Below are 18,949 nucleotides of genomic sequence, written 5' to 3'. Positions count from 1 at the left end.
ATTAAAATTTAAAGCTCCCTACTTCTATTACGTCCTCTTCATTGGTAAGCCTTACAGTCGTTTCTTGTTTTTGCTCCTTATCGGTACCGAAATGCGTATAGAAGGTAATACGGAGTGTTACAGGCATGAGTTGCTTTTGAGAGAGAGTATCAAAGTAATCTGTCTCTATTTTGTAAGTGCCTTTGGGGGCTTTCTTGATCATAAACTCCTCTGGCCCATAGCCTTGGGTGACATCTTTAGAGATTTTTCCGCCAAGGTAGGTAAGTTTGTTATCAAAAAAACACTTCTCATCAGTGGGGTCAGTCACCCATAAGTCCATATCACAATTGTCGGTATCCCAAGAGAGTACCACACGTATATCCACAGGTTCTGACTTGAGCAGGCGCTTGTCCATAAAGTTTGTTTTGATTCCCTTATGGCGCGCCACGAGGCTATTGATATCATTCATGGTAACCAATTGTACATCACCAAAGCGCTCGTCCCAAGCGTTTTTTACCACTTTGTAAAGTGTTTCTACAGCTTCTTGGTACTGCTTATCTTCAGCTAAGGCCAAACCTAAATCACGATAGGACTGAGGTTCTTCCTCTCGGATAGCCACTACCTTTCGGAATACTTCTATGGCTTCCTTGTAAGCCTTGTAATTGCTGAGTTTGTAACCCAATACACGGAGCAACTGAGCGTCCTCCAAGTTCAGTTCGGCCAAGTTGGACACTACCAATACGGCCTGTGCAAGGTCTCCTTTCTTGAAGAAGTAATCCGCTACATCTACATAGAAAGAGGGTGTTTGTCCGTATTCCTTTTTGAGTTTGTAATAAGTCTCTATGGCTTTAGCAGGATCGGTGTATTCCATGACCTTGAGGTAAGGTGTATCAGGATCGTAAGCGTTCAGTACAATAGAGGCTTGGGGAGGATTGTACCCTAAGGATTCAGCAGCAGGTTCAGCCAGTTCCATTTCCATTTGTTGAGCACTATTGTCTGCAATTATATCATATCCAGCAGTACCCATATCAGCCATCTTAGCATTATCATCACTGGCATCATACCTAAGTATTTCAGCAGCATTGTTGTACTTGTACTCCGCTATTTCTTCTGCATGTACCATCATAGCAGGAGGGGGAGGAGGCGGTGTTCCGTATTCCTTATTTTTTTTAGTATTCTTTTTCTTGATAGGATAGGAAGTTTGCCACCACGAAGTTTGTTCTTTGGAAAGGGCAAGGACATCCTCTAAGGCTTCTTCTTTAGCTTCCTTTTTTTCTGCTTCTATCTCGGCAGAAAGTTTGTTATATTCCTGTTCGAGTTCCTTGGGAGGGGTAATCTGATAACGAACATAATCCTCAGCTGTCTCCAGAACGATTAGGGAGTTGCCCTCGGTTACGATACCATAACGACGACCTACCACATCAATGGCTTTGCTTTCAGCCCCCTCTCTTCTGAGTTGTGCAATCTTCTTTTCTGCCCATACGCGGCGCAAAAGAGCAAATTCCTCCTCGCTTGCAGCTGTGTTTTTACTAAAGGTAAGTTCTTTTTCTACGATGACCTTGTTTGGATAGCCTAAAGATACGACCAAAGTAGCATCTTCACTATTTAGATAACCTGAAAAAGTAAAATTTTCCCCTACTAAAGTACCTTTTTGAGGATATAAGTTCACTACATTTCCCTTTTTTACCTTATAATCCAATACTTGGAAGGCTTGATATTGCAATGCTTTTACCGCCTCAGAGACCTCTTGGGTATTGAGATTGATAAAACTACCTCCAGTAGCTCCTGACAAGTATTGTAGCTTGTCCATGTTGGCTACCGGTTGGGAGCTAACTACATTGACAGGGGCATGTAGCTGCCCAATAAGCCGAGTAAAGTCAAAATTCTTATCCCTAAAGTTAAAGATACCATCGGAGAAAAGGAAGTACTCATCACTTTCTTGAGGGAATAGCATCGCTTGAGGATCTGTTGCTCCGTCATAAATTAGTTTTTCTAAGTACTGTCGTAGTTCCTGCCAATTGCCGTTTTCCACTTTGAAGGGGATCGCAGCAGAGGAACGGATATGAAAGGTAGTAAGGGCTACCTTTACCTCTTTTATTTCCTTAAAATAAGCATCCAAAAGGGCAAATTCCTTGGCAAAGTCTCTTTTCTGGCTGGAAGAAGAGCAATCCCAAAGAATCCCTATGCGTTTGGGTTTCTCTTTTTTCTTTAGCGTTTGCTTTTCCAAGGCTATATTCCCATAGAGGTAGCTATCCGTTCCTTTGGTAGCCGTTAGCAATTGAGGTTTGTCTATTTTAGGGAAGGTCAGCCCTATATTTTTGTCCAAGGTATAGTTGTCTTTCTTGACCTCACTCATATAGCTGTTGCGGCTTTGTCCGAAATTGAGCTGTAGTGTATTTTCTATATCCGCTTTGACCATACGCGAAACCACTTCGGTACGTAGCTTAAAGTGCTTGAGCTTCACTCCAGAGGCGATGGGTAGGAAATAGAAATCTCGTCCGTCCTTTTGGGAGAGTTCTTGCTCGAAGGCGATGAGGATTCTACGTACTCCTTGGGCAGGCATAGGATATACACGAGCGCGAAAGTTGTTACCTTCGGTTTTTTCCAAAAGCCCAGGGTCTACATTGCGCCGTGCGATATCCTCAAAGGCTTGGCGCCCTAAAGCTTTATCCACGACTACCCCCTCGCGGAGCTTACCGTCGATATCTAAGGCAAAGCGAGAGACCTCTTGGCCATTGGATAGGGGAAACTCAAACTCGCCTTCCATCACCCTATCATTGGGGTTGTAGAAGGTCATTTCCATAGTGGTTACAGCCGTTTGTCCCATGACCAATATATCCATGGAGAGCTCTTGTAATTGCATGGGGTTGGCATTGTACTGACTCCTGACCTTCACTTCGGGCAGGACAGTTTTTTGAGCCATAGCACCTCCTACTGAGGCAAGGAGGGCTATGGAGGTTATTAAAGGTTTCATAAATCTATTGTTTATTTTGAACGAATGGTCATTATTTTAAGGACAAATTACAATTACCTTAAGTACAAATTGCTACTTGCCCCTACTAAAACTCAAAGCTTCCCACTTCTATGACTTCTCTTTGGTTAGAGAGGCGTACGGTAGTCTCTTGTTTTTTCTCCTGAGGGGTGCCATAGTGAGTAAAGAAAGTGATGCGAAGGCTTACGGGTAGCAGCTGCTTTTGGGAGCGATTACCGTAGTAATTTACCTCTATTTTGTAATTACCCTTAGGTGCTTTCTTGAGCATAAACTCCTCAGGGCCATAGCCGCCAGTTACATCTTGGCTTATGATACCGCCTAAGTAGGTCTGCCTGTGTCCATAATAGCATCTTTCTTCTTCGGGGTCGGTAACCCATAAGTCCATATCAGAGTTGTCGGTATCCCAAGTGAGCACTACACGAATATCCACAGGTTCCTTTTTGAGCAAACGCTTGTCAATAAAGGAAGTACGGAGGCCCTTTTGGGTATTTACAATGTTGTTGATCTCGTTCATAACGATTAGCTGTACATCTCTAAAGCGCTGATCCCAACGGCGTTCCACTACCTTGTAAAGGGTCTCTATCGCCTGCTGGTATTCCCCTGCTTGGGCCAAGGCCAATCCCAAATCACGATAAGATTGGGGTTCTTCCTCACGGATGGCTACCACCTCGCGGCTAATGGACACTGCCTCTGGGTAGGCCTTGTAAGCACTGAGTTTGTAAGCCAATACGCGGAGTAGTTGAGCATCCTCTAAGCTCAGTTCGGCCAAGTTGGACACCACCAATATAGCCTGCTCAGCATCTCCTTTTTTAAAGAAATAATCAGCCACATCTACATAGAAGGAGGGCGTTTGTCCATATTCCTTTTTGAGTTTGTAATAAGTCTCTACCGCTTTGGCAGGGTCGGCATATTCCATCACCTTTAGGTAGGGCGTATCAGGATTATACTCATTGAGGGCTATTTTGGAGGTATTGGCCAGCTCACCACTACGATCTTCCGCCTCGCTTTCCTCTTCATCATTAAGAACTTGCGCAGTTTCTTTAGCAGCTTTTTTGTTCTGTCGTCTTTCTTTCCTTGAGGAGCGACTATAGCCGCTTACCATTACTTCAGCCAACTCGGCCTCACTACTCTCTGAAATAGAGCCAATACCACGTATAGCGAGTGTGGAGCTGCTGACACTGGTACGCATATTTATACCAGCGGTACTCTCGTCGGAAGAGCGTTCTGCTGTATTCTTGACAGGTTTGGTACCTGAGATAGGAAAGGAGGTATTCCACCATTTGCTTTGTGCTTCGGAGAGTTTTACCACGTAGTCAAGGTGCTCTTTCTTTTCCTTATCCTTGTCTTGTTTTCCCTTATTGACAAGGTGTTCGTATTCCCTTTGGAGTTCCTTGGGAGGGGTAATCTGGTAACGCACATAATCCGCTATGGTCTCCAGAACGATCAGAGAATTACCCTCGGTTACGATCCCATATTGGCGACCTACGGCATCAATATCCTTAGCCAAAGCGCCTTCTCTTTGTAGCTGTGCAATCTTCTTTTCTGCCCATATACGACGCAAAAGGGCAAACTCTCCTGCACCTGCGGTATTATTTTTATTAAAAGTAAGCTCTTTTTCCACGATGACCTTGCCAGGGTAGCCCAAGGAGACCACTACGGTCGCCTCTTCGGAGCTTAGTTGGCCCGCAAAAGTGAAGTTTTCCCCTACCAAAGCCCCTTTCTGAGGATATATATTGGTTACATTTCCACTCTTTACTTTATAACCCAAGAGTTGGAAAGACTGGTAGCGCAAGGCCTTGAGCGCTTCAGGGAGTCCTTGGGTAGTAAGGTTGATCAGCGCTCCTCCAGTGGCTCCAGCCAAGTATTGGAGTTTGTCCCAGTTGGCTACCTGTAGAGAGCTAATCACACTCACGGGAGCTTGTAAGGACTTGACAAGTGATGGCAGATCAAATTCTTTAGCACCGAAATTGAAAATACCATCGGAAAAGAGTAAGTACTGGTCAGCACCTTTGGGGAATACCATAGCATTGCCGTCGGTTGCCCCATCATAAACTTGTTTTTCCAAATATTCCCGCAGCTCCTGCCAATTGCCGTCCTTCACCTCAAAGGCTACGGGCTTGGCAGCACGGATATGGAAAGTGGTGAGGGTTACTTTTGTATTCTTGATCTCCTTAAAATAAGCATCTAAGAGCGCATATTCCTTGGCAAAGTCTCTTTTTTCGTTAGAAAGAGAGTTGTCCCAAAGAATACCTATGCTTTTGGGTGCTTCTTTTTCCCTTAGAGACTGTTTTTCCAATGTCATATTTCCATAAAGGTAGCTTTCATTCCCGTTTGTGGCGGTAATGAGTTGCGGTTTGTCTATTTTAGGGAAGAGAAGCGCAATATTTTTGTCCAAAGTATAGTTGGTCTGCTCTACCTCACTGATATAGCTGTTGCGGCTTTGGGTAAAGTCCAGCTGTAGAGAGTTCTGGATATCCGCTTTGACAAAGCGAGAAACTACCTCGGTATGGATTTTGAACTTCTTGAGCTTAACGGCATTGGCAATGGGTAGGAAGTAAAAGTCCTGTCCGTTCTTTTGGGAGAGTTCCTGCTCGAAAGCGATGAGGATTCTACGCGTTCCCCTGCGAGGCATAGGATATACACGGGCGCGGAAGTTGTTACCTTCGGTTTTTTCGAGCAAACCAGGGTCTACTCCACGGCGTACGATGTCCTCAAAGGCTTTGCGCCCCAAGGCCTTATCCACTACAACTCCCTCGCGGAGCTTGCCGTCTATATCCAGAGCAAAGCGAGAGACTTGCTGCCCATCGGAGAGGGGAAACTCAAACTCACCCTCCATCACGCGGCTGTTGGGATTGTAGAAAGTCATCTCCATTGTGGTTACCGCTGTCTGTCCTACCACCAAGATATCCACCGAAAGGTCTTGTAGTTGCATGGGCTTGGCATTATCCTCTTGGCTTACCTTTACCTGAGGTAGGATGATTTTCTGTGCAGTAGCACTCCCTATAGAAAAAAGAAGTGCTATAAAAGATAGAAATTGTTTCATATGCTTTTAAGATAAAATAAATACTTTTATATTACAAAAAATATGCCAAAGAGTAAGTATAATCTTAAAAAAATATATATCTTTGCACACCAAAATAATTCCTATGTTAAAACATATATGTTTGCTTTCTGTAGTCATTCTTTTTGCTGCTTGCAGGGATAAAGGAAAGAATGGTGATTTGTTGGATGAGATGGCAGGTAGAGAGATCAACGAACCCTATGAGCCTATTTTCCTACAAGACACTGCGGTAGCTTCCTTGAAGAAGGTTACTATTAAGGACAACTACTATAAGCCTGCTATAGAGCGAGAAGTGGTGAACTTCTACAAAAAATATAATTATCAAACCCGCTGGCTGTACCAGAACAAGCCTTCACCGCTTTTTGCCTCTTATATCAAGACCCTTACGGAGCTTACCGATTATGGTTTTTTCCCACAGAACTATAGGCAACATGAGTTGGATTCCTTAGTAGGGCACCTCTACCAGCATAAGGATTCCTTGTTCTTAAAGCAGTTGGAGACGACCGACCGAGAGATTACGGCCTCCTTTCTGCTGCTTACCCGTCACCTTACTCAAGGGCGTATCCCTAAGGTAGGCGATGATGTCCGTGTATGGAAGCGCAACAAGCCTATATTTGACAATGTAGAGTTGCTCTTGAAGCTCAAGGATACTGATAACCTGTCCACTGTCATAGAAGCGCTACAGCCTCAACAAACTTTCTACAAAGCGATGGCACAGAAGTATAAGGAATTGCTTAAGGATACGACCTCCTATATGCCCTTTGCTATTGCTGATCTGAAGAGCTTTGCTGTGGGCTATAGTGATAGTACTGTGGTAGCCCTGCGTAACCAGTTGGGGCTTAGGGGTTACAAACCTGTGGCACTGGGTGCTCCTGCTGAGGTAGATTCACTGCTGATAGAGGCCGTTAAACAATTTCAGCGACAAGTAGGGCTTACAGCCGATGGAGTACCAGGGGCGCTGACAATGAGCTATTTGCAGATGACTCCAACGCAACAACGCGACTTGCTACTGCTTAATATGGAGCGCCTACGCTGGCAAAATAAGGACTTGGGGGAGGATTATATATTGATCAATATTCCTGAATACCGACTAAACCTCTACCATAAGGATTCGCTGAAGTTTACCACTAAGGTAGTAGTAGGCAGACCAGATACACCAACCCCTATTTTCTCCGATAGCCTTAAGTTTGTAGAGTTTCGTCCTACCTGGTCGGTACCTATAAGTATTGTGCGCAAGGAGATGATCCCTCGTATAGTAGATAGTGGAGATTTGCTCAAGTATGCTAAGCGCGGGTATAAGCTTTATGAGAATAATAAGGAGATAGACCCAGCTACGATCAACTGGAGAGACGAGAAGACTCTTAAGCGCAATTTGGCTTTTGTGGAGAACCCCTCGGCTAATAACTCCTTGGGCTTGGTTAAGTTTATCCTCCACAATGATATGAGTATCTACCTACATGATACTCCGAGCAAAAAACTCTTTGACAATACCCAACGCACCTATAGCCATGGTTGCGTGAGGGTACAATATCCCGATAGCTTGGCTTACCAGCTGCTTAAGCATACCGCAGAGTGGAATTATCAAAAGGTCAATGACGCTATGCACAAGGGGAGAAACCAATACCGTGCACGGCCAGAACAACACTTTGTAGTGGATATATCCTACCTCACCGCTTGGGTAGATGAGGCAGGACAGCTTGTAATTCGCAACGATCCTTATCAGTTTGACAAGGAACAACTCAAGCTCTTAGAACGTTATAAGAAGATGTAACTTATCATAGTGTAGCGGCGAATACCTCCAAGAAATGTCTGGTGATACGCTGCTTCACTTCTTCCATGGGTACCTCTCTGCCCATTTCCGCCTTGAGGGAAGTTACCGCCTTATCAGCGATACCGCAGGGTACGATATAACCAAAGTAACTCAAGTTCGTATTCACATTGAGCGCGAAGCCATGCATGGTTACCCAGCGAGAGGCTCTCACCCCCATAGCACAGATTTTACGCGCCTTAGGCGTGCCCACGTCCAACCATACTCCTGTCTCCCCAGGACTACGTTCGCCCTTAAGACCATAGTTGGCAAGGGTAAGGATAATGACTTCCTCAAGGGAGCGTAGGTACTTGTGGATGTCAGGGAAGAAGTTGTCCAAGTCTAATATAGGGTAACCCACTACCTGCCCCAGTCCGTGGTAGGTGATATCTCCTCCGCGGTTTACCTTATAGAAGGAAATATGTTTTGCCCTAAGGAATTCCTCGCTCATAAGCAGGTGCTCCATCACACCGCTTTTGCCGAGGGTCAGCACATGAGGGTGTTCTACAAAAATCAAGTAATTAGGAGTAGGGGAGGGGTTCTCCGCACTGCGATTAGCGGTTTTTTGGTCAATAGTAGCCTGAAAGAGGGCTTCTTGCGCCTCCCAAGCCTCTTTATAGTCTTTTAATCCCCAATCAATAAGGGTAATTTTTTTGTTCATAGAATCTATACAAGATAAGAGAAGGCAAAGTTACGAAAAAAAGGGAATTTTTCCTATAGGGAAAGTAATGAAATTTGATAGAGAAATCGTATCTTTGTACAAGAAAGTTTAAATACGTTTGCATTAAAAAAATAGTCATGACCAGATTATCTGAGTTTAAAGAATTTTACCTAAGGGTAGTTCTTCCCAACAATCAATCATACAAAAATTATTTCAATGAAGATAATTTTGATAAGAATATAAAGGAACTTATCGATAAATATCAAGAGAGTTATGGTTTTAATCCTTTTGAAGAGAATATATCCTTAGAGGATTTGGATATAAAAAATATAGATAATGTCTTTGAGGATTATTCAATGAGTAAAGGGAAAGGAGTTCCCAAAGCAATTATCAACACTCATTATAGAAAGTTTTTAGAATATGATGAAAATGTCTATTTTGAAAACCTACAAGAGCTTATAGATAAAATTCATGAAGAGTTTGAAGAAAATAATTTCATTGAAAAGTTTCAAAAGACAAGAATAGAACTCAATGGGAATAGTAGGGTAGCTTCAAAAAATGCTCTTTTTGCTGGTGCTACAGATCCTAAAAATGATGATTGGACGTTCAATATAGGTAGTACAAAAGAACTGCAATATCATTTGTTATATAGATTAGAAGGACAACTACACTATGGGCTAAAGTTCAGTGCTTACCAAGAAAGATTCAATCTTTCTCCAGTGGAGGAAATACTACCTTTTATAAAAAGTTACTTCAATCATAAAGAACAAATAAAAACTATTCTTAATGATTATACTTTCTATACTGATGATATGAAAACAGATATAGAAAGTACTATGGAACAGTCTCTCCAAGAAATTAAAAAAGGAGAAGGAATCTTATTAGGAAAAGTACTAAAAGTAGAAGAAGATACCGATGGAGATACTTATATCAAAGGAAGTAGTTTTCTTGAGCTTATCTATGACTTAGAAGGAAAACAATTTGAGGCCTATAAACTCATTTTTAGTAATGTAAACCTTATAAAAGAAAACAAAATGAATACTGAAAGCAAAATACAAAAATATATAGACCTCCTTCATTACAAACCCCAAATCATTCTACAAGGACCTCCAGGTACTGGTAAAACCCGTGAGGCTAAGCGTATAGCCAGAGAACTATTAGGCTTAGAGGAAAATGATTCTTTGGAAGGTTGTGAGCAGTTTAAACTCATTCAGTTTCACCCCAGTTACTCCTATGAGGATTTCGTGCGAGGCATTGTAGCTAAACCTAATGAAGAGGGCGACGGTATTGTATATACTGCTGAAAATAAAATATTAGGAGCGTTTGCAAAAGAGGCTTTTAATAACTGGAATAAAGCACAACAAAATACACAAACACTAAAAGAACAGGATATCTTTGAGGCTTTTATTGAGTATGTCAAAGAGGAATTAGCTCAAAATGAAGACTATAAATATCCATTAACAGAATCCATTTATATTTTTGATGCCGATAATAAACGGTTTAAATATAAAGGGGATAACTGGGAAGCTCATAGAAAGGGGTTAAATATGAACTATATTGATATTAAGAGGATAATCGAATCAGGAATAAAGGATAGACAAGGAATAACTAAGCTAACAAATATAGGAGGGCTAGCCAGACAACATGCTTCTTATTTTTTAAGAATCATAGAAAAATATTATGAATTTAGAAAAAACTATAAGCCTATAATTGATAAAATTCCTCTCAAAAACTTTGTCCTCATTATCGACGAAATCAACCGAGCAAACCTCTCGGCAGTACTCGGTGAACTTATCTATGCCTTGGAATACCGAGGTGAAGCAGTGCAAAGTATGTACGCTATTGATGATGATAATACCCTTATACTTCCTGCTAACCTCTATATCATTGGTACAATGAATACAGCCGACCGCTCCGTAGGTCATATAGACTATGCCATTCGTCGTAGGTTTGCTTTTGTGGATATCTTACCTAAAGACTTAACAAATGAATTGGGTGATAATTTTGCAACCAGATTATATGAAGAAGTCTCTAAGTTGTTTGAGGGTAATACATTATCTCCTGAATTTAGGAAAGAAGAAGTACAGTTAGGGCACTCCTACTTCATTACAGAGCATACTCCTATTAATATCCGTTGGGAATACGAGATTAAACCTATTTTGCTTGAATATATAAAAGATGGTGTACTGATAAATGTGGAGGAAAAAATACAAAATATAGAAAAAATAGTCTATGAAAATAGCCTTGCTTGAACATAAGAGGTACATCATCAAAAAGAATGATGTAGAAGAGGATTTCTTTGAGGCAATTCCTTATAGAGTACCTTATGAACTCAATAAAGATAGATGGGGAAATTCTGTTTATCCTTTTGAAATTAGCCACATAAATGAGGAAGAGATTTGCTTACAAGCAGGCTATTATATAGGTGTCTTATGGCTGGTAAAACATCAAAAATATGTGTATATAGCGCCAAAGATGAATAAAAAGAGAATGATAGAAGGGGATTCTACTGAAGAAGAATGGGCAGAGATTGACTATCTGAAAATGCTTTTAGAGATTGTGGTATCCTCTCCTAATGATATTAAGGACCTTATAAAAATCTATTGGAAAGAACCACAAATTACTATAGAACAGCAAAAAGATTTTCTAACTCCTTTCCTTGTAATACAGTTTCTCCAACTGCTAAAGCGTATCGTTCGCAAAGGACTTAAAAAGTCGTACTATAAGGAGGAAGAAAACCTTTGTAGCCGTATCAAAGGTAAAATACAGATAGGAAAACACCTAAAGCAGAATGTTTTTAAGAACAAACTAACCTCTCATATATGCCAATACCAAGCCTTTGGAGTGGATAGTATAGAGAATCGTTTCCTAAAGAAGGTATTGCAGTTTGTTATCAGCTTTAAGAATACACATTCTACTCTTTTTGCAGGAAATGAAGCTGCTATAGATGAATTGATTACCTATTGTACCCCATATTTTGAACTTATTTCAGAAGAGTTCAATGTAGAAAACCTGAAAAATATTACTATAAATCCGTTTTTCAAGGAATATAAGGAAGCTATAGAGATAGGTAAGCACATTCTCAAGCGTTTTTCCTACAATATCACTGAAACTACCCAACAAAAAGTAGCGATTCCTCCTTTTTGGATAGATATGCCCAAACTTTTTGAGTTATATGTATATGTAAAGTTACAGGAACAGTTCGGTAGGGAAGCGGTTACTTATCATCTCACAGCCGATTATACCGAATTGGATTTCTTGCTCAACACCCCGACGCAAAAAATGGTGATTGATGCTAAGTATAAGCCTATTTATGAAGACAGTAGAGTGATAGATGACATTCGACAAGTAAGTGGTTATGCTCGTTTGGAAAAGGTTTATAAAAGACTTGGCTTAGAAGACAGTAACGAACTTATAGATTGCTTAATTATCTATCCTTCATTGGAAGAAAATAGAGTATTCAACCTAGAAAACAAAAGTAAAATCACTGAATATAGAAATATCTACAAATTAGGCGTTTCCATACCTTTAATTAACGTGAGTTCGATGTAAGTAAAAAATAACAGCCCCACCTTATTAGATGGGGCTATTATTATTTGCTTTACGGAGGCGCTCCGCTATTTAACTTCTTCAAAATCTACGTCTTGGACGTTGTTGTCAGGGCCTTGGTTAGGCTGAGGGCCTGGTTCGGAGTAGTTAGCTCCTGCTCCTGCACCGCCGCCTTGTTGTGCTTTGTAGATATCCTCAGAAGCACTCTTCCAAGCATTGTTTATTTTCTCTAAAGCAACTTCGATAGTGGCAATATCTTTGCTTTCGTAAGCTGATTTGAGTTCTTCTAAAGCACTTTCGATAGCCGCTTTCTTGTCAGAAGGGAGCTTATCACCGAACTCTTTGAGTTGTTTTTCGGTTTGGAAGATAAGCGCATCGGCTTCGTTCATTTTGGTAGCTACTTCTTGTGCTTTCTTATCGGCTTCGGCATTGGCTTCAGCATCACGCTTCATTCTTTCGATTTCTTCTTGGGTAAGTCCAGAAGAAGCCTCGATACGGATGTCGTGTGTCTTACCTGTACCCTTGTCGGTAGCTGAAACATTGATAATACCATTGGCATCAATGTCAAAGGTTACTTCAATCTGAGGTACGCCACGTGGTGCGGGTGGGATACCATCCAAGTGGAAACGTCCGATTGTCTTATTGTCCGCAGCCATAGGTCTTTCTCCTTGTAGCACATGTATTTCCACACTTGGCTGGTTATCAGCTGCGGTGGAGAATATCTGAGATTTCTTGGCTGGGATTGTAGTATTGGCCTCGATGAGCTTAGTCATTACTCCCCCCATGGTTTCAATACCAAGAGAAAGTGGTGTAACGTCAAGGAGCAATACGTCTTTTACATCTCCAGTGAGAACCCCTCCTTGGATAGCAGCCCCGATGGCTACTACTTCGTCTGGATTTACACTCTTATTTGGTTTTTTACCGAAGAAGTTCTCAACGGCTTCTTGTACGGCAGGGATACGTGTAGAACCCCCTACGAGGATTACCTCATTGATATCACTTACACTAAGACCTGCATTCTCAAGAGCTTTCTTACAAGGCTCAATAGTACGTTGTACTAAGTCCTCAATAAGTTGTTCAAATTTGGCACGGGTAAGAGTACGTACTAAGTGCTTAGGTCCGGTGGCAGTAGCGGTGATATAAGGCAAGTTGATTTCAGTCTGCATAGAAGAGGAAAGCTCAATCTTGGCCTTTTCAGCAGCTTCTTTAAGACGTTGTAGCGCCATAGGATCTTTGCGCAAGTCTAAACCTTCTTCTTTTTCAAATTCTTCAGCGAGCCAGTTGATGATTTTTTCATCTACATCGTCCCCTCCAAGGTGGGTATCCCCGTCGGTAGAAAGTACTTCAAACACACCATCACCAAGTTCGAGGATAGAGACATCGTGGGTACCCCCCCCGAAGTCAAACACGACAATCTTATGGTCATTGTGTTGCTTATCAAGCCCGTAAGCAAGAGCAGCAGCAGTAGGTTCGTTGATGATACGCTCTACCTTAAGGCCTGCGATTTCTCCCGCTTCTTTGGTAGCTTGACGTTGTGCATCGTTAAAGTAAGCAGGTACTGTAATTACCGCACGGCTTACTGTTTGTCCTAAGAAATCTTCAGCGGTTTTTTTCATTTTCTGAAGGATCATCGCAGAGATCTCTTGAGGAGAGTATAGGCGGCCGTCAATATCCACACGAGGAGTATCGTTGTCACCTTGTACTACAGCATAAGGTACACGTGCTATTTCTTGACCTAAGTCAGAATATTTGTTCCCCATGAAACGTTTAATAGAATAAATCGTTTTCTTAGGGTTGGTAACGGCTTGACGCTTAGCGGCATCCCCTACCTTTATTTCGCCACCTTCTACGAAGGCAACCACGGAGGGGGTAGTTCTTTTGCCCTCCGCATTGGTAATCACCACAGGGTCATTACCTTCCATTACAGAAACACACGAGTTCGTGGTTCCTAAATCTATTCCAATAATCTTACTCATAATCGTATTTATCTTTATTTCTTATTTTGTTATTTACGCTTTACTAATAGGCAAGGATTGTGCCAAAAGTAAAAACATGACAAAATGACAGATGTTATTTCCAATCAATAGCCTGCTTACCTACAGAGGAGAGATAGGCATTGGTCTTACTAAAGTGTTTATTTCCAAACCAATAACCGCGATTAGCACTCAGTGGAGAAGGGTGTCCAGAGGAAAGTACACAATGCTTTTGAGTATCAATCAAGGCTATTTTCTTTTTGGCAAAACTGCCCCAAAGAAGGAAGACGATATGCTGACAATTGTCAGATATACTCTTGATGACTGCATCGGTGAAGGTTTCCCAGCCCTGTCCCTGATGACTACCTGCCGTATTGGCACGGACAGTAAGGGTAGCGTTCAGCAGTAGTACGCCTTGCTCCGCCCAGCGAGAGAGGTTGCCGCTTTCAGGGTAGGGCAACTTCAAGTCCTCTTCTATTTCCCTGAATATATTCACCAAAGAAGGCGGGTGAGCAATACCGTCTCTTACGGAAAAAGAAAGCCCATTGGCCTGACCTTCCCCATGGTATGGGTCTTGGCCTAAGAGTACCACCTTGAGGTCTTCTACAGGACACTTGTCAAAGGCTGCAAAAATCTCTTTCCCTTTGGGATAGCATGTATGTTCACTATATTCCTTTTTGACAAAAGCTGTCAATGCCTGAAAATAAGGTTTTTCGAACTCACTGCTCAGCAGTGCGTTCCAAGAGGGGCTGATGCGTACATTCATAAGCAGTTTATTCTTGAGCGGCTAGATAGCGTTCGGCATCGAGGGCAGCCATGGCACCACTTCCAGCGGCAATAATAGCCTGTCGGTAGTACTTATCGGCTGCATCGCCAGCTACGAATACGCCTTCTACATTGGTACGGCTACTTCCTGGTATATTTTGGATATAACCATCTTTGTCCATAGACAGATAAGGAGCGAAGATATCCGCATTAGGCTTATGGCCAATGGCTACAAAGAAACCAGTGATAGGAATTTCGGAAAGTTCTCCAGTTTTGTTATTACGTACTCTGACAGCAGAAACCAATTGTCCATCTCCGAGGATTTCGTCGGTTTCCGAATTGAACAAAATAGTAATATTCTCTGCTTTTTTGACACGCTCTTCCATAATCTTGGAGGCACGGAAGGCATCGCGACGAACGATCATCGTTACCTTTTTACAGATTTTGGCAAGATAAAGCGCCTCTTCACAGGCGGAGTCTCCTGCCCCTACGATAGCCACGTCTTGGTTTCTATAGAAGAAGCCATCGCATACAGCACAAGCCGATACGCCTCCTCCTGTATGTAAATAATGCTGCTCGGAAGGCAGTCCTAAGTATCTGGCAGTAGCACCTGTACAGATGATCACACTATCGGCATGGATTTCCTTGTCTTCGACCCATACTTTGAGCGGTTTGGCAGAAAAATCGACTTTGGTAACCCAGCCAGTGCGAATGTCGGCTCCGAAGCGGCGGGCTTGTTGTTCGAACTGCATCATCATCTCAGTTCCTGTAATCCCTTCGGGGTAGCCAGGGAAGTTTTCCACCTCATTGGTAGTGGTAAGCTGTCCGCCAGGTTGTTCCCCTTGGTAGAGTACAGGAGAGAGATTGGCTCTTGAGGCATAGATAGCAGCAGTATAACCTGCTGGGCCTGAGCCTATAATTAAGCATTTGATTTTTTCTACAGACATAATATTGGTATAAAAAATTATTTTTTATTCCTCGTCGTCCCTTATGGGCTGGATCACGAAATCCTCCATAAACTTGGTGGTATAGTTTCCAGCGATATAGTCGGGATGTTCCATAAGCTGTTTGTGGAAAGGGATGGTTGTTTTGATACCCTCTACGACGAATTCGTCCAGCGCGCGCTTCATCTTAGCTATAGCCTCTTCGCGTGTCTGAGCTGTTGCGATGAGTTTGGCAATCATAGAGTCATAGTTGGGTGGAATGGTATAGCCAGCATACACATGGGTATCAAGACGTACTCCGAATCCCCCAGGGGCATGGAAAGCAGTGATACGGCCAGGGGAAGGGCGGAAGTCATTGAAGGGGTCTTCTGCATTGATACGGCATTCTATAGCGTGTAGTTTAGGAGTATAGTTGCGCCCAGAGATAGGTACTCCAGCCGCTACGAGGATTTGTTCCTTAATCAGGTCATAGTCAATCACCTGTTCGGTGATAGGGTGTTCTACTTGGATACGAGTATTCATCTCCATAAAGTAGAAATTGCGGTGCTTATCCACAAGAAATTCTACGGTACCTGCGCCTTCATATTTGATAGATTCGGCAGCCTTGACAGCAGCTTCGCCCATTCTTTGGCGGAGTTCGTCGGTCATAAACGGAGAAGGTGTTTCTTCGGTAAGTTTTTGGTGTCTTCTTTGGATAGAGCAGTCGCGTTCGGAGAGGTGGCAAGCTTTGCCGAATTGGTCTCCTACGATTTGGATTTCGATATGTCGAGGTTCCTCAATGAGTTTCTCCATATACATACCATCATTACCGAAAGCAGCGGCGGCCTCTTGAGTAGCGCTCTCGAAGGCTTTTTCGAGGTCTTCTTCTTTCCATACAGCACGCATACCCTTTCCTCCTCCACCAGCGGTGGCTTTGAGCATGACAGGATAGCCCATTTTCTTGGCGATTTTCTTGGCTTCGGCAACATCCTTAAGCAAGCCATCGGAGCCAGGAATGGTAGGTACCCCTGCGGCTTTCATAGTAGCTTTGGCGGTAGCCTTATCCCCCATTTTGTCAATCATTTCGGCTGAAGCTCCGATGAACTTGATACCATTTTCAGCACAGATCTTGGAGAACTTAGCGTTTTCGGAAAGAAAGCCATAGCCAGGGTGGATGGCATCGGCATTGGTAATCTCAGCAGCGGCGATGATATTGGTAATTTTCAGATAAGAATCCTTACTAGGGGCAGGGCCGATACATACAGCTTCGTCGGCGAAGCGTACATGAAGGCTATCGGCATCTGCTGTAGAATATACGGCCACCGTTTTAATGCCCATTTCACGGCAGGTGCGAATCACCCGTAGGGCAATTTCTCCACGGTTGGCTATCAAGATTTTTTTAAACATGTTCTAAGAATTTTAGGTCACACTTAATACACAACCCTAACTTAAGAAGGGTCAACCAAGAAGAGTGGTTGGTCGTATTCCACAGGGGAAGCGTCGTCCACTAGTACCTTTACGATCTTACCAGAGACTTCGGATTCTATCTCGTTGAATAGTTTCATGGCCTCAATCACGCAAAGGGTTTGACCTTGTACAATATTGTCCCCTACCTCCACCAAAAGAGGTTTGTTAGGTGCTTGGCGACGGTAGAAGGTTCCGATGATAGGAGATTTTATAGTAATATATTTTCCGTTTTCTTCGTCATCGTGCTCTTTGGTTGCCACAATGTTGGCTGGGTCACTTACAGGGAATACAGGTTGTGGCACCACAGGGATCTGTGGTTGAGGAATTCCTTGTGCCATATAAGGCTGTTGAACAAAGACCGTTTCAGGGCGTCCTTCTTCTCCAGAGGTCTTGATGGTGATTTTCACATCTTCCATCTCTAGCTTTACCTCGCTTGCGCCTGACTTGGCAACGAATCTGATTAGATTTTGAATATCTTTTAAATCCATAGCAAATAATTATATTTTCAATGAGTTAGACATTATCTTATTGGTATGATATTTTTTCGGGGGGCAAAAATACTAAAAATATTTCACATGTCCCCTGTTTTTTTAGCAAAAAATTAAAACTTGAGATACTTTTAATATTTTTCAATAAAGATTATAAAAAATACAAAGTATATATCTTATAATTATTTATTTAGGATCGTAAGCCCACTTGAGGTATAGGGCGCCCCAAGTAAAGCCACCACCGAAGGCTGCGAAGACGAGATTATCTCCTTTTTTGAGTTGTTTCTCGTAGTCATAGAGTGCCAGAGGTAGGGTGGCAGAAGTGGTATTGCCATAGCGTTGTATATTGAGCATCACCTTCTCATGAGGGAGTCCCATACGGTCAGCTGTAGCGTCGATGATACGCTTGTTGGCCTGATGAGGTACCAGCCAGTCGAGGTTATCAGCCGATAGGTTATTGCGCTCAAGGATCGCATCGGTGGCATCGGCCATGCGAGAGACAGCGTATTTGAAAACTGTCTTTCCGTCCTGATACAAGTTGTTTTTACCTTCCTTGAGGGTTTCAGGGGTTGTAGGAAGGATAGAGCCTCCAGCCTCTATCTTGAGGTATTCGCGGCCAGATCCGTCACTGCGCAGGTATTCATCTTGTATACCTAAGCCCTCATAGTTGGGTTCCAAAAGGACGGCACCCGCCCCATCACCAAAGATGATACAAGTAGCGCGATCAGTGTAATCCACGATAGAGGACATTTTGTCAGCACCGATCAAGAGTACTTTTTTGTATCTGCCCGATTCTATATAGCGAGCTGCCACAGACATACCATAGAGGAAGCTAGAGCAGGCCGCTTGTAGGTCAATAGCAAAGGCATTGACCGCTCCAATCTGGGTAGCCAAGTAAGCGCCAGAGATTGCCACAGGCATATCGGGAGTTACGCTGGCAAAAAGCACTAAGTCAATATCGGCTGGGTTAGTGCCTGTCTTACGGAACAAATCTTCAACCGCTTTTATGCCCAAGAAAGAAGCTCCCTTGCCTTCTTCTTTTAAAAGCCTTCTTTCCTTGATACCTGTACGGGTGGTAATCCACTCATCGGTGGTATCTACCATTTTTTCTAACAAACTGTTGGATAGAACAAAATCGGGTACATATCCGCCCACGCCTGTTATAGCAGCTGTAATTTTTGTCATAGAAATCAAAGTTTAACTGCTCTTAAAAGAGCATATGAAATAGAGGCGCAAGTTACGAAAAAAATACGAATTATGGTACAATAAAGTTATTTTTTTCTT

General features: G+C 42.6%; 12 protein-coding genes. 3 read left to right on the top strand and 9 right to left on the bottom strand.

Going from position 1 to position 18,949, the window contains the following annotated elements; translation table 11 throughout:
* Position 1: 1 nt before the first annotated feature.
* Together HMPREF1154_RS02460 and HMPREF1154_RS02455 are read right to left on the bottom strand one after the other, a co-directional pair.
* On the bottom strand, positions 2-2,953 hold the full coding sequence (locus HMPREF1154_RS02460; protein WP_009640959.1) for a VIT domain-containing protein: 2,952 nt from the start codon (positions 2,951-2,953) through the stop codon (positions 2-4).
* 85 nt (positions 2,954-3,038) lie between these two features.
* Positions 3,039-6,014: a VIT domain-containing protein gene (locus HMPREF1154_RS02455; RefSeq protein ID WP_009640957.1), complete on the bottom strand. Its 2,976-nt coding sequence runs from the start codon at positions 6,012-6,014 to the stop codon at positions 3,039-3,041.
* Between the two features lie 103 nt (positions 6,015-6,117).
* Between HMPREF1154_RS02455 and HMPREF1154_RS02450 the strand changes: the two genes are divergently transcribed.
* The gene (locus tag HMPREF1154_RS02450) at positions 6,118-7,803 is read left to right on the top strand and encodes a L,D-transpeptidase family protein (protein WP_009640964.1); all 1,686 of its coding nucleotides are present in this window, start codon (positions 6,118-6,120) and stop codon (positions 7,801-7,803) included.
* Between the two features lie 4 nt (positions 7,804-7,807).
* On the opposite strand, the gene lipB is transcribed toward HMPREF1154_RS02450, so the two are convergent.
* Positions 7,808-8,500, bottom strand: a complete 693-nt coding sequence (gene lipB, locus HMPREF1154_RS02445; protein WP_009640970.1) for a lipoyl(octanoyl) transferase LipB — start codon at positions 8,498-8,500, stop codon at positions 7,808-7,810.
* 137 nt (positions 8,501-8,637) lie between these two features.
* Here lipB and HMPREF1154_RS13665 point away from each other — a divergent pair, with 137 nt between their 5' ends.
* Together HMPREF1154_RS13665 and HMPREF1154_RS02435 are read left to right on the top strand one after the other, a co-directional pair.
* Positions 8,638-10,752, top strand: a complete 2,115-nt coding sequence (locus tag HMPREF1154_RS13665; RefSeq protein ID WP_009640955.1) for an AAA family ATPase — start codon at positions 8,638-8,640, stop codon at positions 10,750-10,752.
* The gene (locus tag HMPREF1154_RS02435) at positions 10,733-12,052 is read left to right on the top strand and encodes a 5-methylcytosine restriction system specificity protein McrC (protein ID WP_009640933.1); all 1,320 of its coding nucleotides are present in this window, start codon (positions 10,733-10,735) and stop codon (positions 12,050-12,052) included. Before HMPREF1154_RS13665 ends, HMPREF1154_RS02435 begins: the two co-directional genes overlap by 20 nt.
* A 65-nt stretch (positions 12,053-12,117) precedes the next feature.
* Here HMPREF1154_RS02435 and dnaK read toward each other — a convergent pair whose 3' ends face one another.
* The 6 genes from dnaK to HMPREF1154_RS02405 form a co-directional block, all read right to left on the bottom strand.
* Entirely contained in the window at positions 12,118-14,025 is a 1,908-nt protein-coding gene (gene dnaK / locus HMPREF1154_RS02430; RefSeq protein WP_009640936.1) for a molecular chaperone DnaK, read from the bottom strand.
* 94 nt (positions 14,026-14,119) lie between these two features.
* Positions 14,120-14,788: a uracil-DNA glycosylase gene (gene ung / locus HMPREF1154_RS02425; protein WP_009640929.1), complete on the bottom strand. Its 669-nt coding sequence runs from the start codon at positions 14,786-14,788 to the stop codon at positions 14,120-14,122.
* A 7-nt stretch (positions 14,789-14,795) separates the two neighbouring features.
* Entirely contained in the window at positions 14,796-15,737 is a 942-nt protein-coding gene (gene trxB / locus HMPREF1154_RS02420) for a thioredoxin-disulfide reductase (protein WP_172539824.1), read from the bottom strand.
* A gap of 21 nt (positions 15,738-15,758) precedes the next feature.
* Entirely contained in the window at positions 15,759-17,117 is a 1,359-nt protein-coding gene (gene accC, locus HMPREF1154_RS02415; protein WP_009640954.1) for an acetyl-CoA carboxylase biotin carboxylase subunit, read from the bottom strand.
* 41 nt (positions 17,118-17,158) lie between these two features.
* Positions 17,159-17,665, bottom strand: a complete 507-nt coding sequence (accB, locus tag HMPREF1154_RS02410) for an acetyl-CoA carboxylase biotin carboxyl carrier protein (RefSeq protein ID WP_034566744.1) — start codon at positions 17,663-17,665, stop codon at positions 17,159-17,161.
* A gap of 186 nt (positions 17,666-17,851) precedes the next feature.
* A complete protein-coding gene (locus HMPREF1154_RS02405; RefSeq protein ID WP_009640949.1) occupies positions 17,852-18,850 on the bottom strand; it encodes a beta-ketoacyl-ACP synthase III in 999 nt (332 codons plus the stop codon).
* Positions 18,851-18,949: the final 99 nt, after the last annotated feature.

This window comes from Capnocytophaga sp. CM59, assembly GCF_000293175.1.
GTDB classification, from domain to species: domain Bacteria; phylum Bacteroidota; class Bacteroidia; order Flavobacteriales; family Flavobacteriaceae; genus Capnocytophaga; species Capnocytophaga granulosa.
The sequence above is the reverse complement of the archived record's forward strand: the minus strand, read 5'-3'. Positions and strand labels throughout refer to the sequence as shown.